Source organism: Sneathiella chungangensis (genome assembly GCF_009882935.1).
Lineage (GTDB): Bacteria > Pseudomonadota > Alphaproteobacteria > Sneathiellales > Sneathiellaceae > Sneathiella > Sneathiella chungangensis.
Genome location: NZ_WTVA01000003.1, coordinates 243,197 through 265,181, shown reverse-complemented (window position 1 = coordinate 265,181; position 21,985 = coordinate 243,197). Strand labels below are relative to the sequence as shown.

Genomic DNA, 21,985 nt, shown 5'->3' with positions numbered 1-21,985 from the left:
CATTTAAAAAGGTGTGGGTTGGGCAAGCATGGCGCGTTCGGCATCGGAATCCTCAAAGGCTCCGATAATCTGCTTGATGAAATCCGGCGCCTCATCAACAGCTTTAGTGTCCGGAAATGGTGGTGCCGGATAATATTCAATGCCAAGCTGCAGCGCCCGCGACGTGCTCTCACCGGCGATCTTGGCGGCAAGAAAAAATGCCGTATCAATGCTGGCCGAAACGCCCGCGCCGGTGACGATCTTGCCATCGGCCGTAAAGCGCTCCGGCACCACATTCGCGCCATATCCGGTAACATCATCGCGGGAGAAATAATTCGTCGTAACAGTGACGCCTTCGAGCAACCCGGCCTTGCCGAGCAGTTCCACGCCATTGCAGACACCGACGGTCCAGTCGCTGGTTTTATGCAGACGGCGAATTTCTTCGAGGAGTTGCCGGTTCTGAAGCGCCACCCGTGCGCCCGGGCCACCGGGGATAAATAATATGCCCGGCTCCGTGATATCCTCCAGCTTCTGATAGGCAACGACACCCAGCCGTCTTGTATCAGAGGCTACTATCCCGGTTTCCAATGCGGCAAAATTCGCGGTCGCGCCCGGCAGCCGCGCAAGCACTTCATAGCCGCCGATAAAATCGAGGGCGGTATATCCGTCGAATAATACAAAAGTGATTTTCATCTGAAGCCTTTCAAATCTGTCCATGTCAGATCCGCAGTCTGGCAAGGCGGGCGCGCTAAATCAAAAGGCGTTATTGACATTATTAGTGTCAATATAGACAATATGTCATGATGAAGAAAAATCTATCGATCGGCATTCTCATTTATCCGGGCTGCCTCGGCTCAGAGGTATTCGGGTTCCGGGACACCCTTGAAATCGCCAATGCCCTGGCCGCCGCCTCGGCAAAAACGGAAATCGATATCTCCCTGTTCCGGGCACGGCGGCAGAAGGTCAAACTGTCCGGCGGCGAGACACTGGATTGCCCCTATGTCCCTCGCCCGGCGTTCGACATCATTCTCGTCCCGGCGTTCATGTTTGTGAATATTCACGATTTCAAAAGCCGACTAGACCGGCTGGATGCGGAAACAAGGCTGCTGGCCAATGCCCCCAAAGACGGGACGGAACTCGTCTCCATTTGCGGCGGTGCCTTTTTATTGGGCAAGGCAGGCTTGCTGACGGACGTCAGATGTACGACGGCATGGTTTATGGCGTCTTTGCTGCAAAAAATGGTCCCGGCCGCGAAAGTGAAAGCGAACGCGCTGATCGTCACGGACGGCAATATCACAACTTCCGGCGCCTTTTCCGCCGCTTTTGATGTCGCAATCCATCTGATCAAAAAATTTATTGGCGCAGACGCCGCGCAAAAGACCCTTAACCTCGGGTTGCTGGACGGTGCGCGGACGAGCCAGGGGCCCTACGCCGACCAAGCCCTGTTTACCCGCAAGCGATCCGACTTCATCGCGAAAGTGGAAAACTGGCTGGTTGCGAATATGCAAAAATCCTATTCCCTCGAAAATCTCGCGCACTATGCGGCTGTTACACCAAGAACGCTGCAGCGGCGGTACAAGAAAGAGCGCGGGATGACGCCATTGGAATATCTGCAATCGGAAAGAATTGGCAAAGCCAAGGAACTGCTGAGGATGAGCGACAGAAGCCTGCAGCAGATATCAAATGACATCGGATATGAGGATATCTCCGCCTTCCGCCGTCTATTTGAGCGATACACGCAAACAACGCCGGGCGCTTTTCGGAAAAGGTTCCGCCGCCCGGCTGATGAGTTACGGCGCTAAGGCCCGTTCGCTCAAAGGATCGCCGGCGATGCGCGAATGCAGCATGATGCGCGGTTCGGAGAAATCCCATTCGCAGGCTTTATGCATCAGGCAGCGGTTATCCCAGACGACGATATCCCCGGCGCTCCAGCGGTGCTGATAGATCCGCCGCTCATCACTGACGGCAAAGTCGTTGAGCCGGGCGATGAGTGCCTCCGAGTCCGCCTCTGACAGGCCCGGAATACCATAGGCATGGCGCCCGACGGCCAGCGCCTTGCGCCCGGTTTCCGGATGGATCTTCACCAGCGGCCGCAGCGGCACCTCGCCCACATTCAGGCCATAGCCGATATATTCGCTGTTTTCCTTCTTGGTCTCCTCCCCCACGGCCCGCTGGCTGTATTCGAGGGAGTGAAAGGCCGAAAGCGTGCTGATCTGCGCCTTCGTCTCGTCATCCAGCGCATCATAGGCATCGCGCATATCGGCAAAGGCGGTATCGCCCTGCCGCTTCGGCACGACATGGGCGCTGAACACCGCGCCCTTCGCCTGCACCGGCATATAGGTGCTGTCCTGGTGCCAGTGCATATTGCCGCGGATGATCTTCATCATGTCATCGTCCGGCGCATCGCGGAGGCTGCCGTCCGGCTTGACATTGCTGATCTCGACGGCCTTCAGCTCCTCGATCAGATCGCCAAAGCGCCGGGCAAAGGCCACCTGCTCGGATTTTCCGAGCCCCTGCTCCGGAAAGATCAGCAGGCCATAGGTCAGCCAGGCCTGATAGAGATCGTCAAAGGTCGCCGCATCGAGAGTGCGCAGATCAATCTCCCGCACCACCGCGCCGAAGCTTTTATCCAGCGGCTCGACCGTAAAGCCGCCAACGGACCGAAGGGTTTCTCCCATTTTCTTCTCCTTTTTGCGAAGAAGTGTAGCGCCTGTCGCCGCCTTTCGGCAAGTGCCGTGAGATATATTACAGCGAAGCCCCCCAACTTTTCATTTTAGCTTTCTTCACCAAAGCACGTTGAAATCAAATGCGCTTCACTAATTTACTAAATTTGTGAACTTCTACCACTTAGTATAATTCACTACGATAAATTCTCCCTTTAGTTATAATGTAATATAAAAATACTGAATGGGGTGAATACAATGTCTCAAGCTCTAAGAAAATTTGAAAGAAATTTCGGTGAAGTTTCCGGTCTTCTCGAAGCGTATGAAATTGTTCGGGAAGCCCAAGGCAATAACAATCAACGAGGAAGAGTTGCTCTAGGGCACATCACAAAAAGTGCCGTAGTAATTTTATGTTCCGCTTGGCAAGTGTATATTGAGGACATAATCAGAGAATCTACTATCTTTATTTGTCAAAGGTGCAGTTCGCTTTCAGATGAACGCTTAAGTCATTTATCTGTATATCTTAATAACCATTTGAAATCTGCATTTGCTTCCAATAATGCAAAGCTCTCTGACAAAGCGATGAGTTTAATAGAAAATGATTGGGTAAAAAATGTGAAAGGCTTGGTTGATGAAGAGTTAGTGAAATTCAATACCCCGAAGTCACCGCAGGTTGAAAAAATTTTCTCAAATATAGCTGGTGTCTCGAAAAATGAATTTCCATGGATTCGTGGCAATTGTTGGGACTATTTGAGTAATGAAGGAAGGTCGAATGGAATATTTATTGACGATCTTGTATCGCGCCGAGGAGGTATTGCGCACGGTGATGGTAATATTCCCGATGTACGGAAACATGAAATCGACGACTATTCGGAACTAACAAAACGACAAATAATAGCGATCGATAATTGGCTATATAATTCAATTAATGAAAAATACGGACGCAGGCCATGGAAAGTTCAAACATGCAGATTCAAAGATAGAAGACTAGAACCGCACAATCGAGTACTGCGATCATTCCAAACAAGATATAATGATAATTTAAGAAGCAATGTTGAATAACAGAAATGACCAAACTCGACCGCACAATCAGCATAGCCCCGATGATGGACTGGACGGATCGGCATGACCGGTATTTTCTGCGCCTGATTTCCTCGCGTGCGCTGCTCTATACGGAGATGGTGACGACGGGGGCGATTATCCATGGCGATACGGACCGCTTTCTGCGCTTTGATCCGGCGGAGCAGCCGCTTGCCCTGCAGCTCGGCGGGAGTGAGCCGGAGGCGCTGGCCAAATGTTCGGAAATCGCGGAAGGCTATGGCTATCAGGAGATCAATCTCAATGTCGGCTGCCCGTCCGATCGGGTGCAGAACGGCCGCTTCGGTGCCTGCCTGATGGCGGAGCCGGAGACGGTGGCGGCCTGCGTCGCGGCGATGCAGGGGGCGACTTCCCTCCCCGTCACGGTGAAAACGCGCATCGGCATCGACGATCTCGACAGCTATGACTATTTCAAGGGCTTTATCGAGCGGGTGGCGGAGACGGGCATCAAAACCTTCATCATCCATGCCCGCAAGGCCTGGCTCACGGGCCTGAGCCCGAAGGAGAACCGCACCATCCCGCCGCTCGATTATGACCGCGTCTACCGGTTGAAGCAGGACATGCCGGAGCTGGAGATCATCCTCAATGGCGGGATTTCGAGCCATGAGGAGATTGACGCCCATCTTCAGCAGGTGGATGGCGTGATGATCGGGCGCGAGGCCTATCAGAACCCCTATTTTCTCGCCGAGATCGACCGGCGCTACTATGGCGTGGAGGATGACACGCCGGAGCGGCGCGAGGTGATCGATCAGATGCTCCCTTATGTCGCGCGGGAAATGGCGGCGGGCGTGCCGCTCAACTCGATCACGCGGCATATGCTCGGCCTCTTTCAAGGACGGCCCGGCGCCCGCGCCTGGCGGCGTCATCTCTCCGAGAACGCGCATAAAAAGGGCGCCGATATCAATGTCCTGACCGAGGCGGCCACCAGGACCCGCTAACGGCCAAATTCCGCCCCTCAAACGGTTTCTTAACCCACCCCGTCACATAATCGACCCGCAGACGTCTTTCTGCAATGGACGACGCGGTTATGCGATTTGTGAGTGTATCTAGGAAAAAACCATCCCAAAGCCCCTGGGCAAAGGCCGAGCGGCGGCGCAAATCTGTCTTCAAACAGCCGATAGATTTTTCACGTGAAAGACACAAGCGGCGCCGGAAGCCCGTCTCTCCCTTCGCGCTTGTGGCCGCCCTCAGCGTGATCGCGGGTGTCGTCATCGCCACCCTCCCCTCAGATATGAGCGGCATGGCCCCTTCCCGCCCCGTCGTTGCACATGAGGAGAGCGGCAACGGCCTTGTCGGCCCCGCCCGGATCATCGATGGCGATACGCTGGATATAAAGGGAACGCGCGTGCGGCTTGTCGGGATCGATGCGCCGGAGAGGGACCAGAGCTGCTTCGCCGGGGATGGCAGCTCCTATCCTTGCGGGGCGCGCGCAAAATCCCACCTCGCGGCGCTTGCGGGCCCTGCCACCCTCCGCTGCGAGGGCACGGAACAGGATATATATCACCGACTGCTGGCGACCTGCTTCGCCGGAGAGGTCAATCTCAATGCCGAGATGGTGCGCGCGGGTTGGGCCGTCGCCTTCCGCCGCTATAGCGAGCGCTACCTGCCCGAGGAACGGACCGCCAAGGCGGAGGGCGCCGGGCTCTGGCAGGGAAATTTCCGGATGCCCTGGACCTGGCGGCAGGATCAGCGCACCGCCTCGGTTGTGCGCCGCGACTGCAATATCAAGGGCAATATCAGCAAAAACGGCAAAATCTACCATCTGCCGGGCAGCCGCTGGTATGACGACACGCAGATCAACGAAAAGCGGGGGGAGCGCTGGTTCTGCTCAGAGAGCGACGCCCTCGCCGCGGGCTGGCGCAGCCCGCAGCATGACTAGATCAGCCGCCGCCTTTTTTCTTCATTCCCATGCCGGACCCCGTTCCCATGCCGGAATCCATGCCCTTGCCGGGCCCCATGCCTGACCCCATGCCCTTGCCCATCGGCGGGTTTTCGGGGAGCGTGACGCCGCGTTCCTTCGCGCGGGCCTGCATCTGCGTGTGATGCTCCATGCGGATCTGCTCGCGTTCCTGATCGGACTTGGCGTTCATCATCTGGTTGCGGTATTCCATCCGCTCCTGTTCCGTCATCATCTGACTGCCGTAGATCGGCTCGTCCTTCTGCTGGGCCTGCGCGGTCCCGACGGGGCCGCCCAGCAACCCGAGCGAGAGCGCGAGGACGGCGGCAGCCATCGTGATTTTTCTTGTGAAAGTCATTGTCGCACTCCTTCGTTGCCAAGCCTGAAATCTAGACTTCCCGCCGGCGGGGCGCCATGATCCTGATCAAAAAAAGGGCGGCGGAATATTGCCATCCCGCCGCCCCTTTAATAAAAGCGATTGTCGATCAGTCTTTCTTCAACCGCGCATCGAGGCTGTAGGCGCCGGCGCCGTTCGCGACAAGGAACAACAGGCCGCCCGCGATCGCGATATTCTTCATGAACAGGATCATCTGCATCTGCTCGGCGGGCTGGTAATGGAATATCAGCGCCGAAACGAGGCAGAAACCAGCAAGCAGAAAGGCCACGATCCGCGTCTGCCAGCCGGCGAGAATGGCAAGTCCGCCGCCAAGCTCGACCAAAATAACCAGCGGCAGCAGGATGCCCGGCACACCCACAGACTCCATATAGCCGGCCGTGCCGCTATAGCCGGTGATCTTGCTGATTCCTGCCGGGACAAACAGGATCGCGATAAATATCCGACCCGCAAGGTCAAATAAGGGGTTCAATTTTTCTAACATCGACATCAACTCCATCCTACATCAAGCGTTATTTGCCGAATATATGTCTGCTTTTTAGAATATAAATTGAATAATTTCGGCATATAATGTCTAATTATTAGACATGTTAAAAGCGACCCTCACACAATGGCAGATTTTCAACGCCGTCATCGATCACGGCGGGTATCTTCAGGCGGCCGAAAAGCTGAACCGCAGCCATTCCTCCCTCCATCACGCGGTGCAAAAACTGCAGGACCAGCTCGGGATGCAGCTTGTCACCGTCGCGGGAAAGCAGGTCCGCCTCACCCCGATCGGGGAGGTCATGCGGCGGCGCTCCCTGCAATTGATTGAGGATGCGAAGGATCTGGAACGGCTTGCCGAAACGGCGCTGCAGGGCTGGGAAACCGAAATCAGGGTGGCGGTCGAGGGTATCTACCCCAAAGACCGCCTAATCGAGGTTCTTCGGGAATTTCACGAACAGGGGCACGGGACACGGCTCAAGATCGAAAATGTCTTTCTCAACGGCGCGGTGGAGGCGATCCGGACGGCTGCGGCAGACATGGTCGTCAGTCCGATCGTTCCCTCCGGCTTCCTTGGCACCCCGTTGATGCGGGTGCCGCTCAGCCCCTTCGCCGGGAAGGATCACCCGCTGATTGCCCAGAACAGCCCGATCGAGACGGGCGAATTGCAGCGGCATCTGCAGATTGTCATCAGTGACGGGACCAAAACGGAATTGCCCATCACCGTCGGCTGGCTGAAATCGGAGCAGCGCTGGACCGTCAGCGGGTTTCACCAGGCGCGCGACATCCTGCTCTCCGGTATCGGGTTCTGCTGGTTGCCCGCGCATCTGTTTCAGGAGGATATTGACGGCGGCAATCTCTGCCGTCTCGATACCCGCGACAAGCTGGAGGCGCTGATACCGCTCAGCCTCGTCATCCCGGCGCCGGAGAAACTCGGCCCCGCCGGGCGACTCCTCGCCGATCTGTTCCGGAAAAGAGCGGTGACGACCCCCTAACGCGCCTGGGCGTGATATTCCTCATTCGGCATCATGTCGATGGCGGCGGACATGCGGTTGCTCATGTTGAAGAAGGCCGCCGTCGCGGAGATGTCCCAGATATCCCGGTCGGTCCAGCCCGCATCGCGGAGCGCCTGGCGGTCGCTTTCCTCGATCTCGTTGGGCGTTTTCGTCAGCTTATAGGCGAAATCGAGCATGGCGCGCTGGTTCGCGGGCAACTCCGCCGCGCGGTAGTTCATCACCATCAGCTCGCCGAGGATCGGATCGCCCGACAGTTCCCGCACCGCCGCGCCATGGGCGGTCAGGCAATAGTAGCAATGATTGACGGAGGAGACGACGACCGCGATCATTTCCCGCTCCAGCTTGGAGAGGCCGGAGTTGCCCAGCATCAGATCGCCATACATATCCGAAAAGGCGCGCAGCTTCACCGCATCGAAGCTGTAGGAGGCGAGCACATTCGGCACCATGCCGAGTTTTTCATCGCAAAGCGCAAAATATTTCTGCGTTCCCGCATCCAGTTCCTCACGGGCCGGAACCGGAACCCCCTTCAGGGCATGAACATATTTGGGCTGGTGGGACATGGCGCTCTCCTCTGGTTGCTTTTGTTTTTATATCTTAGCCGTTCTGGCCGCGGTGACGCAAAAGATGATCGGCGAGCACGCAGGCCATCATCGCCTCCCCCACGGGCACGGCGCGAATGCCGACGCAGGGGTCATGGCGGCCCTTGGTCTGGATTTCGGTCTCGTTCCCCGCGATATCGATGGTATCGCGCGGCTTCAGGATGGAGGATGTGGGCTTTACGGCGAAGCGAACAATAATATCCTGCCCGGATGAAATACCGCCCAGAATCCCGCCTGCATGGTTGCTCAGGAACCGGGGAAAGCCCTGATTGCCGGCGCGCATCTCGTCCGCGTTCGTCTCGCCGGTGAGCGCGGCGGCGGAGAAGCCGTCGCCGATTTCCACTCCCTTCACCGCATTGATCGTCATCATCGCCATGGCGAGATCGGAATCGAGCTTGCCATAGACCGGAGCGCCGAGCCCGGCGGGCACGCCGGAGGCCACGACCTCGATAATCGCGCCGACGGAGGAACCGGCTTTGCGGATCGCATCGAGATAGACCGTCCATTCCTCGACAATGCCGGGATCGGGCGACCAGAAGGGGTTGTTGTCAATTTCGGAAAAATCGGCGCGGGAACGGTCGATCGCCTTGTCGCCGATCTGGATGAGATAGCCCTTGATGGACACCCCCTCGCCCAGCACCTTGCGCGCAATCCCGCCCGCCGCGACGCGCGCCGCCGTTTCGCGCGCACTCGACCGGCCGCCGCCGCGATAATCGCGGATGCCGTATTTCGTCTGGTAGGTGAAATCCGCATGGCCCGGACGGAACTTGTCCTTGATGTCACCATAGTCCTTGGACCTCTGGTCGACATTCTCGATCATCAGGCTGATCGGCGTGCCGGTGGTTTTCCCCTCGAACACGCCGGAGAGGATTTTGACCTGGTCGGGCTCTTTGCGCTGGGTCGTAAAGCGCGACTGGCCGGGCTTGCGCCGGTCCATCCAGTGCTGAAGCTCCTCCTCGCTCACCTCGATCAACGGCGGGCAGCCGTCGATCACGCAGCCGAGCGCGGGGCCGTGGCTTTCCCCCCAGGTTGTCACCCGGAACAGGTGGCCGAAACTATTGTGGGACATAGGGTCTTCCGCCTAAAGCTTGCTTACTTGGTGATGTCGGGCGCGTCTTCCGCCTTCATGCCGACAACATGATACCCGGCATCCACATGATGGGTTTCCCCGGACACACCGGCGCCGAGATCGCTGAGCAGATAGAGCGCCGATCCGCCGACATCGTCAATGGTGACGTTGCGCTTCAAGGGTGAATGATATTCATTCCATTTCAGGATATAGCGGAAATCGCCGATCCCGCTCGCCGCCAGGGTCTTGATCGGCCCGGCCGACAGCGCGTTCACGCGGATATTCCGTTTGCCCATCTCCACCGCGAGATAGCGGGTCGCCGCCTCCAGCCCCGCCTTGGCGACGCCCATGACATTGTAATGGGGAATCACCCGCTCCGCCCCGTAATAGGTGAGCGTGACCATGCTGCCGCCATCGGTCATCAGATCCGCCGCGCGCTTGGCCAGCGTGATGAAGGAGAAGCAGGAAATCTCCATCGTCATGTTGAAATTATCGCGGGTGGTGTCGGAGAAATTGCCGCGCAATTGCGTCTTGTCGGAGAAGCCGATGGCATGGACGAAAAAGTCGATCTTGCCCCATTTTTCCTTGAGCGCCGCGAACACCGCGTCCATGGACGCGTCGTTGGTGACATCGCATTCCAGAACCGTGTCCGATCCGAGACTTTCCGCCAGTGGTATAACCCGTTTTCCGAGCGCTTCGCCCTGGTAGGTAAATGCGATCTCCGCGCCATGTTCATGTAGCGCCTGTGCAATTCCCCACGCCAGCGAATGATTATTGGCGACCCCCATGATCAGGCCCTTTTTGCCAGCCATCAAACCCTTGTGCTGCGTCATCCGCATCCCCTCGTTACCATCTACGAAACCAATTGTTCTATCTTTTTATCGCGCTTGGAGGGGGCAGTCAAAAGACTTATTCGCGCCCGGTCCCGCCGATGGGCGTCGCGGATCAGTCGGCCTTCAGCTTGGAGCGGGCATCATAGGCGTGTTTTTCCGCCCATTTCTCCACCCAGTCCTGCAGTTCCTTGTCTTGCTTGTCCGGCAGCACGACCTTCAGCTTCACCAGCTGGTCGCCCCGCGCGCCCTTGCCGGACCCGGCGATCCCCTTGCCCTTGAGGCGGAGCGTCGTGCCGGTATTCGAACCCTGCGGCACCTTCAAATTCACCGTGCCGTCCACCGTCGGCACCTTGACCGTCGCGCCGAGTACGGCCTCGGGCAGGCTGATCGGCAGTTCGATCAGGACATTCTGCCCCTCGCGGCGGAAGAAGCTGTGCGGCTTGACGGTGACATTGATCAGGATATCGCCGTTCGGCCCGCCGGCGATGCCCGGCTCGCCCTGGCCGCGCAGGCGGATCTGCTGACCGTCGGTGACGCCCGCCGGGATCGCCACGTCGAGCGTGCGTCCGCCATCGCCCATGGTCAGTCGCCGCTTGTCGCCAAGGGCGGCCTGCATGAAATCGATCTCGATCGCGAATTTGCGGTCGCGTCCCTTTTCGGGAACCCGGCCGCGAAAGCCGCCACCCCGGAAATTGCCAAAAATCTCGGAAAAGATATCCTCCGCGCCGCCGAACCCGGCGGAGGCCGAGGCGCGCTGGCCGCGAAAGCCGGCCATTTTCTCCTGGCCATGCTCGTCAATCTCGCCCCGGTCATAGCGCGCGCGCAGTTTTTCATCACCGAGGATATGATAGGCGGCGGAGATTTCCTTGAATTTCTCCTCCACCTTCGTATCGCCGGGATTGGCGTCCGGATGATGCTTTTTCGCGAGCTTGCGATAGGCGGATTTAATCTCCTGCTGGCTCGCGCCCTTCGAAATTCCAAGAATATCGTATAAATTCTTCATTCGTTGTCATGCCGGGCGCCAACGCGCCCTCACCAAATGCCAAAAATACCCAGAAACCAATATATAAAACTTTTGTCTTAGGATTTAACTAATTCACGCGTTCAATCTGTCTTTTTTCAAGATAAGTCAGGGTTTGCTGGAGATCGGCAAGGGCGGCCGCGGCCTCGGCGGAGCCGTTGGCCTTCGCCTTGTCCCACCAGTAATAGGCCCGCACCCGGTCGACGGGAACCGCAACGCCCGCGTTAAACAGCCCGCCAAGGCGGTATTGCGCCTCCGCATTGCCCGCTTCGGCCAGCTGCGCCCAGATGCTGAGCGATTGCTGATACTGCTTGAGCGTATAGGCAAGATCCGCCATTTCCAGCTTCTCCGCCGTCGAGAGGCCGGTTCCCGGCGGCAGGCCGGTCGCCCCTGAGAGAGAGGCCGTCTCGGTCTTCGGCTCGGGCGGCGGGACCGGCGCGCTTGCCACCTTTTTCACGGGCACGGCGACGACCTCCGGTTTGGCCGCCGCTTGCGGCTTGGGAACGATTACCGGGGCGCTCGCGGCCTCAGACTTGCCCCCATCCGCCGGGGCAATGACCGGCTCGGCTTTCGCGACCGCGACCGTGTCCGCCGGTTTTTTCGCGGCAGCCGCCATCTCTTTCGCGGTATCTTTCCCGCTGTCTTTCGCCGGTGCCGCCGTCGCCGCCGCAGCGGTATCCGCCGGCGGTGTTTCTGTCGCCGGCGCGGTAGAGGCGGCGGCCGTATCCTTGGCGTCCGGCGACATGATCAGGGAACGGAGCGCCTCGTAAAATCCTTTTTTCTGAACGCCCTGGCTCGGCTCAGCGGCGACGGTCTCAACCGTTTTCGCCTCCTCGGCGTCAGGCGCTTTCTCTGCGGCTGGCGCCTCTGCTTTTGCCGCCGTCTCCGCGGTCGCGGGGTCACTCGCCGTCTCCGGCGTCTTGCCAGCGGTCGTCTCGCTCTCCTCGTCCACCGCCGCAGCGATCAGCGGGCCGCCGGTGCCGGGCGCGGCATCCTCCGCGACATCCTTTACGTCATCGCCCTTTTTGTTCTTGAGCGCCGCCGCGAGCTCCATCGCCTTCTTCTGCGCCGCCGGATGTCCAGATTTCGCGGCGATCACGAACCAGCCGAGCGCCCGCTCCTCGTCCTTTTTCACGCCAAGCCCGTTTTCGAGCAGCAGCGCGAGATTATACTGGGAGACGACATGCCCCTGCTGGGCGGCGCGGGCGAACCAGCTGGCGGCCTGGGCATAGTCCTGATCGACCCCCTCGCCCGCCAGATACATGCCCGCGACATTGGCCTGCGCCCGGTCGAAACCGAGGGTCGCCGCGCGCTTGTACCAGGTCATCGCCTTGTTGTAGTCCTGCTCGACGCCGAGGCCGCGGCGGTACATATGGCCGATATTGCGCATCGCCGCCGGATCATTGGCCTGAGCGAGCGGCAGCCATTCATTGAAGGCGGTCTTGTAGTCGCCGGCCTCATAGGCGGCGACCCCGTCGTTGAAACCGGCCCAAGCGGGATTAATCATCGCGGCCGAGGCCAGCAACGCTGCCGCCAGGGCCGCTGTGAGTATCTTATTTCGTTTCATTGACGCTGTTGTCCGGCCCTTGGCGTCCATCGCTTGAACAGACAGGCCGATTTCCACCCCTTAATTCATGATCTGCCAGGAGCCGTCGGCCTGACGGCAGGCGGTGCCATAGCCTTTTTCAAGCTTGCCGCCGATTTCGATGGTCTGCTGGAATTCCCGGCAATAGCGGCCATCCGTATGGTTGCCGTCGCGTACCGGGGTGATCGTGCCGGAATTGCCGCTCTGCGGGTTATTCCAGGCGATCGTCTGGCCGATCGGCGCGGTCGTCGCCTGCTTTTCGGCGCGGTCGATCTGCGCCCGGTCCGCCGCATCCAGCGTCTTGCCGACCTCGCTGCCGACCATCGCACCGGCGAGCGTCCCCACGCCAACGGCGACAAGCCGTCCCGTGCCCTTGCCGAACATCGAGCCCAGCAGTGCGCCGCCGATACCGCCGATAATGGCGCCTCCGGTTGTTTTCGGGTTGTTCTGCGCATCCGCGCAGCCCGCAAGCGCCAGCGCGCCCGCCATCGTCACCACCATCATCATTCTCGATTTCTGCATGTTCTCAATCCTTGTCATCGCAATTTCTACCCCTGACAACCTGCCGGGACCTTATCTTCTCATACTATATAGGGTCCGTTCGCAGATTAATAGCGACAGGCACATCACAAATAATTTCAGATACCTATCTTAGTTTATACGGGACCGGTCGACAATTCCGTCGCGGCGGATTAAGTTTGGCAACCAATTGCGGCAAAGCAGTGACATATGACGAGTAACCGAAAATGACTGTGAAAAACTTCACCGACCTTCTGGCCGAATTCCGCGCTTGGATGGCGGAAGCGGAAAAAAGCGAGCCCAACGATCCGACGGCCATGGCATTGGCGACGGCCGACAAGGATGGCCAGCCCTCGGTGCGCATGGTGCTGCTGAAGGCCGCCGATGAGCGGGGCTTCGTCTTTTACACGAATTTCGGCAGCCAGAAAGGGCAGGAACTCCTTGAAAATCCGAAGGCGGCGCTCTGTTTTCACTGGAAAAGCCTACGCCGGCAGATCCGCGTCCAGGGCACCGTCGAGAAAGTCACCGATGCCGAGGCCGACGCCTATTTCAACAGCCGCCCGCGCGACAGCCGCATCGGCGCCTGGGCGAGCCAGCAGTCGCGCCCGATGGAAGGGCGATTCAAGCTGGAGGCGGAGGTTGCGAAATATGCCGCGAAATATGCCCTCGGTGATATTCCCCGGCCCGACTACTGGTCCGGCTTTCGCATCCTGCCCGAGCGGATGGAATTCTGGCGCGACCGGCCCTTCCGCCTGCATGAGCGGCGGCATTATGAGAAAACCGACAGCGGTTGGACAGAGAGCATTCTTTTCCCCTAAGATGGCGAAAGAGCCGCGCGCGCCGCGCCGCCGGAGCCGAAAAGCAGGTGATGTTTCGTGACAGCCGACCCGGATAAAGTATTTCAGCAAAATGGCAATGACGGCAATGCCCGCCTGATGCGCTCGGCCACCTATGCGGCGGTCGGCGTTGCGTTGATCCTGATCGCCATCAAGCTGTTCGCCTATTTCGCCACCAATTCGGTGGCGATGCTCTCGACCCTCGTCGATTCCCTGCTTGATCTCGTTGCCTCCTTCATCAATCTTGTCGCCGTGCGTCATTCCCTGGTGCCCGCCGACCGCGATCACCGCTTCGGCCATGGCAAGGCGGAGGCGCTGGCCGGGCTGTTCCAGTCGGCGATTATTACCGGATCCTCGGTCTTCCTGCTGTTCCAGGCGGGCGAGCGATTGCTCAATCCCAAGCCGCTGGCAGCGGAAAGCATCGGCATCATCGTCATGGTGGTGTCCATCGGCCTCACCATCGGCCTCGTCGTCTATCAGCGCTTCGTCATCCGGCGGACCCGCTCCGTCGCCATTTCCGCCGATTCCCTGCATTATGTCGGCGATGTGCTGATCAATGGCGGCGTCATCGCCGCGCTGATCCTCAGCAGCTATTTCCAGTGGCATTACGCCGACGGGGTTTTCGGCATCCTGATCGCCCTCGTCCTGATCTACAGCGCCTGGCAGATCATGCGCGCCTCCTTCGCCGACCTGATGGACGAGGAGCTGGGCGACGAGGACCGCGAGACGATCAAGGCGATCGTCCTCAAGCAGCCGGGCGTCCTCGGCATCCATGATTTGCGCACGCGCCGCTCCGGCCAGCAGGTCTTCATGCAGATGCATATCGACATGGACGGACGCATTTCCCTGCGCGATGCCCATACCATCTCGGACGCCGTCGAGGCGCGGCTGATGGCCGAATATCCGGAAGCCGAGCCGATCATCCATCAGGACCCGATCTTCGTGGAGAACGAGGCGGAGAACCGGTCGGGCGACGACTGACGCGGCATTGGACATAAACCTTTATATGCCAGTGCGTTAATGTTACATTTAAAAGAAAATTCGCAGGCAGAGGTATTCCATGCATTTTAAAAACATTCTTGTTCCCCTTTCCGGCGCGGCCAATGACAGCGATGCCGCGGCGCTGGAAAGCGCGTTTAATCTGGCGACCCGCTTCGGCGCCCATGTGAATGCGCTGCATATCAAGATCGACCCGCGCTCGGCCGCCGCCTTCGTCGGCGAGGGCATGACGTCAACGATGATCGAGAGCGTCATCGAGATGGCGGAAAAGGACGGCGAGGAACGCCGCACCCGCGCCCGCACCCTGTTCAAGGAAATGTCGGGGCGCATGGGGGTGCCGGTGATCACCGATATCACCGATCGCAAGGACGATAAAGGACCGTCCACGCGCTTCGTTGAGAAGCAAGGAAATAGCGAAGATACCTTGCATAGTTACGGGCGCTTGTTCGACCTGATTATCATCTGCAAGCAGGACGGCGAGGAGCAGATCAACAACTCGCTGCTGATCAATACCGCACTCCGCGAGACGGGGCGGCCGGTGCTGCTGCTCGACAAGCCGCTCGCCAAGGATGTCGGCAAGCGGGTGGCCTTCGCCTGGAACGGCTCCGTGGAATCGGCGCGCGCCCTCTCCTATTCGCTGCCCTTCCTGCAGACGGCCGAAAAGGTCATGCTGATCTCCGCGGTCGATGACCTCGATGAGGATATTCACCCGCTTGCGGTACAGCGCTATCTGACCATGTACGGGGTGCATGCGGACCGCTGCGAGATTACCGGATCGAGCGGTAAATCAACGGCCGAATCGATCCTGGCGGCGGCGGCGAAAAGCGAGTCGGACCTGCTGGTGATGGGCGCCTATACGCGGAGCCGGTTGCGCCGCCTGTTTTTCGGCGCGGTGACGGAGGAAGTGCTGAACAACTGCCCGATCCCGGTCTTTATGGCGCATTGAGCGCGCGCGAGGGTAACGCGGCCGGTGCGAACCGCCGTTCACATCAACGAGAGCGCCGTCACATTGCGACCATTTGTCCCTTGTCAGGCGCGCCGTCGAAGCGGTATTAGGGTTTCATCAGTCGAGTGACACGAATTGAGGTTGAACGCGGCCCATGGATTACGAAAGCATGTTCGAGCAGGCGATCGCCGCTCTGAAACAGGAGAAGCGGTATCGCGTCTTCACCGAACTTGGCCGCCACGCCGGTAACTTCCCCAAAGCCACCCGCCATCTCGAAGACGGCAGCACGCAGGATATCACCATCTGGTGCTCCAACGACTATCTCGGCATGGGCCAGCATCCGGATGTGCTGCAGGCCATCAAGGAGGCCACCGATACCTACGGCGCGGGCGCGGGCGGAACGCGCAATATCTCCGGCAACACGCGGATGATCTGCGAACTTGAGCGCGAGCTGGCCGACCTTCACCAGACGGAGGCGGCGCTCGTCTTCACCTCGGGCTTTGTGTCCAACGACGCGACCCTTTCCACCCTCGGCAAGCTGCTGCCCGGCTGCGTGATCCTCTCCGATGAGCTCAACCATGCCTCGATGATCGACGGTGTCCGCCATTCGGGCTGCGAGAAGCGGATTTTCCGCCATAACGACGCGCGCGACCTCGAGGACAAGCTGAAAACCATCGCCCCCGACCGGCCGAAGGTGATCGCCTTTGAATCGGTCTATTCCATGGATGGCGATATCTCGCCGATCAAGGAATTCTGCGATCTCGCCGATAAATACAACGCCATGACCTATCTTGACGAAGTGCATGCGGTCGGCCTCTACGGCCCGCGCGGCGGCGGCGTGGCGGAGCGCGAGGGGCTGATGCACCGGATCGACATCATCGAGGGCACGCTTGGCAAGGCGTTCGGCGTGGTCGGCGGCTTTATCACGGCGAAGCAGTGCATTGTCGATGCCATCCGCTCCTACGCCTCGGGCTTTATCTTTACCACCACCCTCTCCCCGGTGATGAGCGCCGGCGCGCTTGCCAGCGTCCGCCATCTCAAGAACAGCCAGGTTGAGCGGGATTGCCATCAGGAACGCGCCGCCACGTTGAAACGGCTGCTCGCGGAGGCGGGTCTACCCGTCCTCCCCTCGGTCACCCATATCGTGCCGCTGATGGTCTATGATGCGGAGCTGTGCAAGCAGGCGAGCGATATGCTGCTCGATGATTACGGCCTCTATATCCAGCCGATCAATTATCCGACGGTGCCGCGCGGTCTGGAACGCCTGCGCATCACGCCGACGCCGTTCCATGACGATGCGATGATGGCCGAGTTGACGAGCGCGCTCAAGGATGTCTGGCTCCGCCTGGAATTGCGTCAGGCCGCCTGATCAGACAAAGAAGTCGGGGAGAAGGTCCCCCTCCTCCACGCCTTCAAAACGGTATTTCGAAAAATCCGTTACCCCGGCTTCTTTCAATATCTCGTCATCGATACAGAAATTGCCGGTGAATTCCCGGGACGGCTTGGTCAGGATGACATGCGCCGCATCGGACATGATCGTATCCTTGCGGCATCTGTTCCGCACCTGCGGTCCGCCGATCAGGTCCATCGCCGCCGTCGCGATTGCCGTGCGCGGCCAGAGCGCGTTGAAGGCAATCCCCGCTTTTTTGAATTCCTCCGCCATGCCGAGCACGCAGAGGCTCATGCCGTATTTCGCCATGCTGTAGGCGACATGCGGCGCGAACCAGTGGGCCTCGAAATTAAGCGGCGGCGACAGGTTGAGAACATGCGGGTTCTCGGCCTTTTTGAGATAGGGAATCGCCTTCTGCGAACAGAGGAAGGTGCCGCGAATATTGATCTGATGCATCAGGTCATAGCGCTTCATCGGCGTTTCCAGCGTGCCGGTGAGGCTGATGGCGGAGGCATTGTTGACCAGGATATCGATGCCGCCGAAAGTCTCCGCCGCCTGTTTCATCGCCGCCTCGACCATTTCCTCCTCGCGCACATCGACAACGATGGGAAGCGCCTTGCCGCCCGCCGCCTCGATCGCCTCGGCGGCGCTGTAGATCGTGCCTTTCAGCTTGGCATGCGGCTCCGCCGTCTTGGCGGCGATGACGACATTCGCGCCGTCCATGGCCGCCCGCTTGCCGATGGCGAGGCCGATCCCCCGGCTCGCACCGGTGATGAAGAGTGTCTTGCCCTTGAGATCCGCCATCGCTGTTCCTCCCTTTGTGTCAGTTGCCTTGATAGTCGGGTTTGCGCTTTTCCTTGAAAGCCGTCACGCCCTCGACCCAGTCGTTGCTGGCCGCGCAGGCCGCGAAATTCTGCGCCTCCAGCGAGAGCTGCGCCTCCAGACTGTTGTTGAGCGAGGCGTTCAGGAGCTGCTTCGTCCGGCCGAGCGCGACCGTCGGGCCATTCGCCAGCCTTTTTGCGAGTTTCGCCGTCTCCGCCTCCAGCTCGCCCGTCGGCACCACGAAATTGATGAGGCCGAGATCCTTCGCCTCCGCCGCCTTGATCCGGTCCCCCAGCATGGCAATCTCCATCGCCTTTTTCAAGCCGACAATGCGCGGCAGCGTATAGGTGCCCGAGCCGTCCGGCGTCGTCCCGATGCCGATATAGGCCAGCGTGATAAAGGCATCCTCCGACGCGATGACCATGTCGCAGGCCATCATCAGCGACAGGCCGAAGCCCGCCGCGCCGCCGCGCACGCTGGCAATGATCGGTTTCGGCATCCGCATCATGGTGAAAACGGTGGGATGCAGGCCATGGATGCGCCGCTCGAACGTCTGCTGACGCTCCGTCGGGGACAGCTTGGCATATTCGTTGAAGGCCTTGACGTCGCCGCCCGCCTGGAAATGCTCGCCGGCGCCCCGCACGACGACGCAGCGGATCGCGTCATCAACCTCGGCGTCGCTGAACGCCTGGAACAGCCCCTCGCGCATATCCATGCTAAGCGCGTTGCGCGCCTCCGGCCGGTTGAGGGTGATGGTCGCAATCGCGCCGTTCTTTTCATATAGAAGATCGTCTGACATCTCTTTGTTTTCCTTTTTATTTTTGTTGTTGACGTGAATCTTGTGCCGATCAGGCGACGGCCTTGCGCCGGGCGCCGGATTTGCTGAATTTCCACACCCCGTCCTCGCCCTTGACGCGGGCAAGACGCCCCTCGCCGACCAGATAATGACAATGCGCCAGCCCCTCGGCAATGCCCATGCCCTTGTCATTCTCGCCAAGCTCCCGGTCGAACAGCACCGGCAGTAGGTCGAAGGCCGACTGCGGCGATTCGCAGGCGTCAATTAACCGGTTAAGACGGTCATCATGGTGTGATTGATAGTAGTCGAGCTGGTTATGCAGCCCGAAAAAGACGTCGTTATGGGCCGGGAGAACGAAAACATCCCTCGGGAGTTTCTTAAATATTTCAATGGAATCAATAAATTTCTTCAACGGATTTGCGAAGGGCTCCGCCGGATAGACCCCGATATGCGGCGTGATCCGCGGCAGCACCTGATCGCCGGAGATCAGCACCTTCTCGGACGCACAGTAGAGGCAGGCATGTTCCGGCGAATGGCCCTTGCCGACGATCACTTGCCAGTCGCGCTTGCCGATGCGGAGAATATCGCCGTCGGCGATGCGGTTGAAGCCCATGGGTACCGGTGACATCGCCTGCCGGAAATGGTTGAAGCCGCGATCCCGCACCCGCGCCAGCATTTCTTCATCGAAGCCGATGGAGGCGTAGAAATCGAGGGCGAACTGCGGCGTTTTCTCCTGCGACTCCAGATAGAGCATGCGCCCGAAGGTCCATTCGGAGAAGGTCATGGTCAGCGGGATGTTCCATTTATAGGTCACCCAGCCCGCCTGCCCCATATGATCAGGATGAAAATGGGTGCAGATCAGCCGCGTGACCGGTTTGCCCTTGAGGTATTTGCCGTAGATTTCCCGCCAGAGCTCGCGGATCTGCGGCGTCGCCAGGCCGGAATCGACCATTGTCCAGCCGTCGTCATCTTCCAGCAGGTAGAGATTGATATAGTCAAGGCCCGGGATCGGAATGGGCATGCGCACCCAGAAGATTCCCTCTCGCAACTCAAGTGCCTCGCCATCACCGGGGCGGCCGTCGACGGGATAGGTTATTTCGCTATGGGTCATTCAGAACTCGTCCTATCGGCGGCTGGGCAGGACGCCCGCCGCTCTTGTTATACTATTTTACGTTTACGTTAACGTTAGTGTCAAATCTGCTTCCCGCTCATGCGGAAAGCAATTCTTCGTCAATCGCGAACAGGGTCTCCGGGCCTTCCGTAACGGGACCGAGGAGCGCCGTCGCCGTCGGCAGGATCTGGCCCATGAAAAACCGGGCAGTGACGATCTTCGCTTTCAGGAAGTCCGTATCCGACGCCCCGCCCTCCAGCATCGCCTTCGCCTTGAGGGCCGACTTCGCAAGAAGATGCCCGCCAACGGTGGTCGCGAACATGCGAAGATAGGGCGTCGCCCCGGCGGGCGCGGCATGGGGATCGTTCGGCGCATTGCTGTAGAGCCAGTCGGTCGCGTCTTTCAGGGCCGAGACCGCGAGGTTGAGCTGCAATGACATCGCCGCCATCTCATCCCCCGCCGCGGCCAGACCTTTCACCGTCTCCTGCATATCGGCGAACATCTGCTTCACCGGCTCCCCGCCCCGAAGGCCGAGCTTGCGGCCCACCAGATCGAGCGCCTGGATGCCGTTCGTGCCCTCGTAAATCGGCAGGATGCGGGCATCGCGGTAATATTGCCCGACGCCGGTTTCCTCGACAAAGCCCATGCCGCCATGCACCTGCACGGCGGTGGAGGCAATCTCGACACCAAGATCCGTGCACCAGGCCTTGGAGAGCGGTGTCAACAGCTCCGCCATGCCCATGGCGATCTCGCGGGTCTCCGCATCGGGGCCGTGATGCGCCCGGTCAAGGCAGGCGCCGTTCAGATAGATCAGGCAGCGCATGGCCTCGATATTCGCGCGCATGGTCATCAGCATCCGGCGCACATCCGCATGATGGATGATCGGCGTCATCTCGCCCTTGGGCATGCCCGGCGCCTGTCCCTGCCGGCGGTCGCGGGCATATTCAACGGCCTGCTGATAGGCGCGCTCGGCAACCGCAAGGCCCTGCACGCCGACGCCGAGGCGGGCGCTGTTCATCATGGTGAACATGCAGGCCATGCCCTTGTTTTCCTCGCCCAGCAGATAGCCGACGCAATTGCCGTTATCGCCATAGGACATGACCGCCGTCGGGCTCGCGTGAATACCGATCTTCTCTTCCAGCGAGACGCATTTAAGATCGTTGCGCGCGCCCAGCGTACCGTTGTCATTGACCAGATATTTCGGCACGATAAAGAGCGAGATGCCGCGCGTGCCGGCGGGCGCGCCGGGGGTGCGGGCCAGCACCAGATGGATGATATTCTCGCTCATCTCGTGATCGCCATAGGTGATGAAGATTTTCTGCCCCGAGATCCGCCAGCTGCCGTCCGCCGCGGGCTCGGCCTTGCTACGCAGCGCGCCGACATCCGATCCGGCCTGGGATTCGGTGAGGTTCATGGTCGCCGCCCATTCGCCGCTCACCAGTTTTTTAAGATATTTGTCCTGCTGCTCCTTGGTGCCATGGGCCCGGATGCTTTCGATCGCGCCCTGGGTCAGGAGCGGACAGAGCGCGAAGGAAAGATTGGCGGCGTTCCACATCTCCAGCGTCGCCATGGTGACCGCCTGCGGCAGGCCGCCGCCGTCATATTCCTCGGGCGCGGAGATGCCGTTCCAGCCGCCTTCGACGAAGCCCTGATAGGCTTCCTTCCAGCCCGGCGGCGTCGTCACCACGCCGTCCTTCACATGCGAGCCCGTAAGGTCGCCCGGCTTGTTCAGCGGCGAGAGCACATTGCCCGCGAATTTCGACGCCTCCTCCAGGATTGCATCGACGACATCCCCTTCCACATGCGCGAAGCCATCTAGCTTGGACAGGTCGTCAAGACCGGCGATATTATCGAGAACAAAGCGCATGTCTTTTACCGGCGCGCTATATTCAGCCATGGAGGAACCCCTTTCGATCTGGTTATTCTTGC

At 59.5% G+C, this 21,985-nt stretch carries 23 protein-coding genes; 9 read left to right on the top strand and 14 right to left on the bottom strand.

From position 1 onward, the window contains the following. Nucleotides 1-3: 3 nt before the first annotated feature. Nucleotides 4-696, bottom strand: a complete 693-nt coding sequence (locus GQF03_RS08345) for a DJ-1/PfpI family protein (RefSeq protein ID WP_161338783.1) — start codon at nt 694-696, stop codon at nt 4-6. 83 nt (nt 697-779) lie between these two features. Here GQF03_RS08345 and GQF03_RS08340 point away from each other — a divergent pair, with 83 nt between their 5' ends. Next, entirely contained in the window at nt 780-1,781 is a 1,002-nt protein-coding gene (locus GQF03_RS08340; RefSeq protein ID WP_161338782.1) for a GlxA family transcriptional regulator, read from the top strand. Here the strand turns inward: GQF03_RS08340 and GQF03_RS08335 are convergent. Then, entirely contained in the window at nt 1,770-2,657 is an 888-nt protein-coding gene (locus GQF03_RS08335) for a TauD/TfdA dioxygenase family protein (protein ID WP_161338781.1), read from the bottom strand. The two genes, GQF03_RS08340 and GQF03_RS08335, sit on opposite strands and share 12 nt — an antisense overlap. Nucleotides 2,658-2,900: 243 nt before the next feature. On the opposite strand from GQF03_RS08335, the gene GQF03_RS08330 reads away from it, so the two are divergent. From GQF03_RS08330 to GQF03_RS08320, 3 genes are all read left to right on the top strand, one after another. Then, nucleotides 2,901-3,704, top strand: coding sequence for a HEPN domain-containing protein (locus tag GQF03_RS08330; protein ID WP_161338780.1), 804 nt, complete (start codon nt 2,901-2,903; stop codon nt 3,702-3,704). Nucleotides 3,705-3,709: 5 nt separating this feature from the next. Next, on the top strand, nt 3,710-4,678 hold the full coding sequence (dusA, locus tag GQF03_RS08325) for a tRNA dihydrouridine(20/20a) synthase DusA (protein ID WP_161338779.1): 969 nt from the start codon (nt 3,710-3,712) through the stop codon (nt 4,676-4,678). 98 nt (nt 4,679-4,776) lie between these two features. Next, nucleotides 4,777-5,619, top strand: coding sequence for a sunset domain-containing protein (locus GQF03_RS08320; protein ID WP_206376298.1), 843 nt, complete (start codon nt 4,777-4,779; stop codon nt 5,617-5,619). A 1-nt stretch (nt 5,620) separates the two neighbouring features. Here GQF03_RS08320 and GQF03_RS08315 read toward each other — a convergent pair whose 3' ends face one another. Together GQF03_RS08315 and GQF03_RS08310 are read right to left on the bottom strand one after the other, a co-directional pair. After that, complete coding sequence (locus tag GQF03_RS08315) at nt 5,621-5,995, bottom strand: hypothetical protein (protein WP_206376300.1); 375 nt, start codon at nt 5,993-5,995, stop codon at nt 5,621-5,623. A 127-nt stretch (nt 5,996-6,122) separates the two neighbouring features. Next, nucleotides 6,123-6,515, bottom strand: coding sequence for a DoxX family protein (locus tag GQF03_RS08310; RefSeq protein ID WP_161338978.1), 393 nt, complete (start codon nt 6,513-6,515; stop codon nt 6,123-6,125). Between the two features lie 103 nt (nt 6,516-6,618). Here GQF03_RS08310 and GQF03_RS08305 point away from each other — a divergent pair, with 103 nt between their 5' ends. Beyond that, the gene (locus GQF03_RS08305; RefSeq protein ID WP_161338778.1) at nt 6,619-7,509 is read left to right on the top strand and encodes a LysR family transcriptional regulator; all 891 of its coding nucleotides are present in this window, start codon (nt 6,619-6,621) and stop codon (nt 7,507-7,509) included. On the opposite strand, the gene GQF03_RS08300 is transcribed toward GQF03_RS08305, so the two are convergent. From GQF03_RS08300 to GQF03_RS08275, 6 genes are all read right to left on the bottom strand, one after another. Then, complete coding sequence (locus GQF03_RS08300) at nt 7,506-8,090, bottom strand: peroxidase-related enzyme (RefSeq protein WP_161338777.1); 585 nt, start codon at nt 8,088-8,090, stop codon at nt 7,506-7,508. The two genes, GQF03_RS08305 and GQF03_RS08300, sit on opposite strands and share 4 nt — an antisense overlap. A 34-nt stretch (nt 8,091-8,124) precedes the next feature. Continuing rightward, nucleotides 8,125-9,198 (bottom strand): chorismate synthase, encoded by a 1,074-nt coding sequence (aroC, locus tag GQF03_RS08295; protein ID WP_161338776.1) that lies wholly within the window; start codon nt 9,196-9,198, stop codon nt 8,125-8,127. A gap of 23 nt (nt 9,199-9,221) precedes the next feature. After that, complete coding sequence (fabI, locus tag GQF03_RS08290) at nt 9,222-10,031, bottom strand: enoyl-ACP reductase FabI (RefSeq protein WP_161338775.1); 810 nt, start codon at nt 10,029-10,031, stop codon at nt 9,222-9,224. 112 nt (nt 10,032-10,143) lie between these two features. After that, entirely contained in the window at nt 10,144-11,034 is an 891-nt protein-coding gene (locus tag GQF03_RS08285) for a DnaJ C-terminal domain-containing protein (protein WP_161338774.1), read from the bottom strand. 88 nt (nt 11,035-11,122) lie between these two features. Beyond that, complete coding sequence (locus GQF03_RS08280) at nt 11,123-12,619, bottom strand: SEL1-like repeat protein (RefSeq protein ID WP_161338773.1); 1,497 nt, start codon at nt 12,617-12,619, stop codon at nt 11,123-11,125. A gap of 60 nt (nt 12,620-12,679) precedes the next feature. Next, nucleotides 12,680-13,159 (bottom strand): RT0821/Lpp0805 family surface protein, encoded by a 480-nt coding sequence (locus tag GQF03_RS08275; RefSeq protein WP_206376304.1) that lies wholly within the window; start codon nt 13,157-13,159, stop codon nt 12,680-12,682. Between the two features lie 224 nt (nt 13,160-13,383). On the opposite strand from GQF03_RS08275, the gene pdxH reads away from it, so the two are divergent. The 4 genes from pdxH to hemA all read left to right on the top strand — a co-directional run bounded on the left by pdxH (nt 13,384) and on the right by hemA (nt 17,306). Continuing rightward, nucleotides 13,384-13,974 carry a pyridoxamine 5'-phosphate oxidase gene (gene pdxH, locus GQF03_RS08270; protein WP_161338772.1) on the top strand — a complete coding sequence of 197 codons (591 nt, stop codon included), beginning with the start codon at nt 13,384-13,386 and terminating at the stop codon, nt 13,972-13,974. Between the two features lie 57 nt (nt 13,975-14,031). Next, on the top strand, nt 14,032-14,973 hold the full coding sequence (locus GQF03_RS08265; RefSeq protein ID WP_206376307.1) for a cation diffusion facilitator family transporter: 942 nt from the start codon (nt 14,032-14,034) through the stop codon (nt 14,971-14,973). Between the two features lie 79 nt (nt 14,974-15,052). Continuing rightward, the gene (locus GQF03_RS08260; protein WP_161338771.1) at nt 15,053-15,937 is read left to right on the top strand and encodes a universal stress protein; all 885 of its coding nucleotides are present in this window, start codon (nt 15,053-15,055) and stop codon (nt 15,935-15,937) included. Between the two features lie 154 nt (nt 15,938-16,091). Then, entirely contained in the window at nt 16,092-17,306 is a 1,215-nt protein-coding gene (gene hemA, locus GQF03_RS08255) for a 5-aminolevulinate synthase (RefSeq protein WP_161338770.1), read from the top strand. On the opposite strand, the gene GQF03_RS08250 is transcribed toward hemA, so the two are convergent. From GQF03_RS08250 to GQF03_RS08235, 4 genes are all read right to left on the bottom strand, one after another. Further along, on the bottom strand, nt 17,307-18,131 hold the full coding sequence (locus GQF03_RS08250) for an SDR family oxidoreductase (protein ID WP_161338769.1): 825 nt from the start codon (nt 18,129-18,131) through the stop codon (nt 17,307-17,309). 19 nt (nt 18,132-18,150) lie between these two features. Next, nucleotides 18,151-18,948 (bottom strand): enoyl-CoA hydratase/isomerase family protein, encoded by a 798-nt coding sequence (locus tag GQF03_RS08245; RefSeq protein WP_161338768.1) that lies wholly within the window; start codon nt 18,946-18,948, stop codon nt 18,151-18,153. Nucleotides 18,949-18,997: 49 nt separating this feature from the next. Beyond that, nucleotides 18,998-20,056 carry an MBL fold metallo-hydrolase gene (locus tag GQF03_RS08240; RefSeq protein WP_161338767.1) on the bottom strand — a complete coding sequence of 353 codons (1,059 nt, stop codon included), beginning with the start codon at nt 20,054-20,056 and terminating at the stop codon, nt 18,998-19,000. A gap of 97 nt (nt 20,057-20,153) precedes the next feature. Then, nucleotides 20,154-21,953, bottom strand: a complete 1,800-nt coding sequence (locus tag GQF03_RS08235) for an acyl-CoA dehydrogenase family protein (protein ID WP_161338766.1) — start codon at nt 21,951-21,953, stop codon at nt 20,154-20,156. Nucleotides 21,954-21,985: the final 32 nt, after the last annotated feature.

What these genes read in the sequence shown, in the direction of transcription:
- GQF03_RS08345 (WP_161338783.1), bottom strand. Translation starts at nt 696, where the DNA reads ATGGACAGATTTGAAAGGCTTCAGATGAAAATCACTTTTGTATTATTC.
- GQF03_RS08340 (WP_161338782.1), top strand. Translation starts at nt 780, where the DNA reads ATGATGAAGAAAAATCTATCGATCGGCATTCTCATTTATCCGGGCTGC.
- GQF03_RS08335 (WP_161338781.1), bottom strand. Translation starts at nt 2,657, where the DNA reads ATGGGAGAAACCCTTCGGTCCGTTGGCGGCTTTACGGTCGAGCCGCTG.
- GQF03_RS08330 (WP_161338780.1), top strand. Translation starts at nt 2,901, where the DNA reads ATGTCTCAAGCTCTAAGAAAATTTGAAAGAAATTTCGGTGAAGTTTCC.
- dusA (WP_161338779.1), top strand. Translation starts at nt 3,710, where the DNA reads ATGACCAAACTCGACCGCACAATCAGCATAGCCCCGATGATGGACTGG.
- GQF03_RS08315 (WP_206376300.1), bottom strand. Translation starts at nt 5,995, where the DNA reads ATGACTTTCACAAGAAAAATCACGATGGCTGCCGCCGTCCTCGCGCTC.
- GQF03_RS08310 (WP_161338978.1), bottom strand. Translation starts at nt 6,515, where the DNA reads ATGTTAGAAAAATTGAACCCCTTATTTGACCTTGCGGGTCGGATATTT.
- GQF03_RS08305 (WP_161338778.1), top strand. Translation starts at nt 6,619, where the DNA reads ATGTTAAAAGCGACCCTCACACAATGGCAGATTTTCAACGCCGTCATC.
- GQF03_RS08300 (WP_161338777.1), bottom strand. Translation starts at nt 8,090, where the DNA reads ATGTCCCACCAGCCCAAATATGTTCATGCCCTGAAGGGGGTTCCGGTT.
- aroC (WP_161338776.1), bottom strand. Translation starts at nt 9,198, where the DNA reads ATGTCCCACAATAGTTTCGGCCACCTGTTCCGGGTGACAACCTGGGGG.
- fabI (WP_161338775.1), bottom strand. Translation starts at nt 10,031, where the DNA reads ATGACGCAGCACAAGGGTTTGATGGCTGGCAAAAAGGGCCTGATCATG.
- GQF03_RS08285 (WP_161338774.1), bottom strand. Translation starts at nt 11,034, where the DNA reads ATGAAGAATTTATACGATATTCTTGGAATTTCGAAGGGCGCGAGCCAG.
- GQF03_RS08280 (WP_161338773.1), bottom strand. Translation starts at nt 12,619, where the DNA reads ATGAAACGAAATAAGATACTCACAGCGGCCCTGGCGGCAGCGTTGCTG.
- GQF03_RS08275 (WP_206376304.1), bottom strand. Translation starts at nt 13,159, where the DNA reads ATGCAGAAATCGAGAATGATGATGGTGGTGACGATGGCGGGCGCGCTG.
- pdxH (WP_161338772.1), top strand. Translation starts at nt 13,384, where the DNA reads ATGACTGTGAAAAACTTCACCGACCTTCTGGCCGAATTCCGCGCTTGG.
- GQF03_RS08260 (WP_161338771.1), top strand. Translation starts at nt 15,053, where the DNA reads ATGCATTTTAAAAACATTCTTGTTCCCCTTTCCGGCGCGGCCAATGAC.
- hemA (WP_161338770.1), top strand. Translation starts at nt 16,092, where the DNA reads ATGGATTACGAAAGCATGTTCGAGCAGGCGATCGCCGCTCTGAAACAG.
- GQF03_RS08250 (WP_161338769.1), bottom strand. Translation starts at nt 18,131, where the DNA reads ATGGCGGATCTCAAGGGCAAGACACTCTTCATCACCGGTGCGAGCCGG.
- GQF03_RS08245 (WP_161338768.1), bottom strand. Translation starts at nt 18,948, where the DNA reads ATGTCAGACGATCTTCTATATGAAAAGAACGGCGCGATTGCGACCATC.
- GQF03_RS08240 (WP_161338767.1), bottom strand. Translation starts at nt 20,056, where the DNA reads ATGACCCATAGCGAAATAACCTATCCCGTCGACGGCCGCCCCGGTGAT.
- GQF03_RS08235 (WP_161338766.1), bottom strand. Translation starts at nt 21,953, where the DNA reads ATGGCTGAATATAGCGCGCCGGTAAAAGACATGCGCTTTGTTCTCGAT.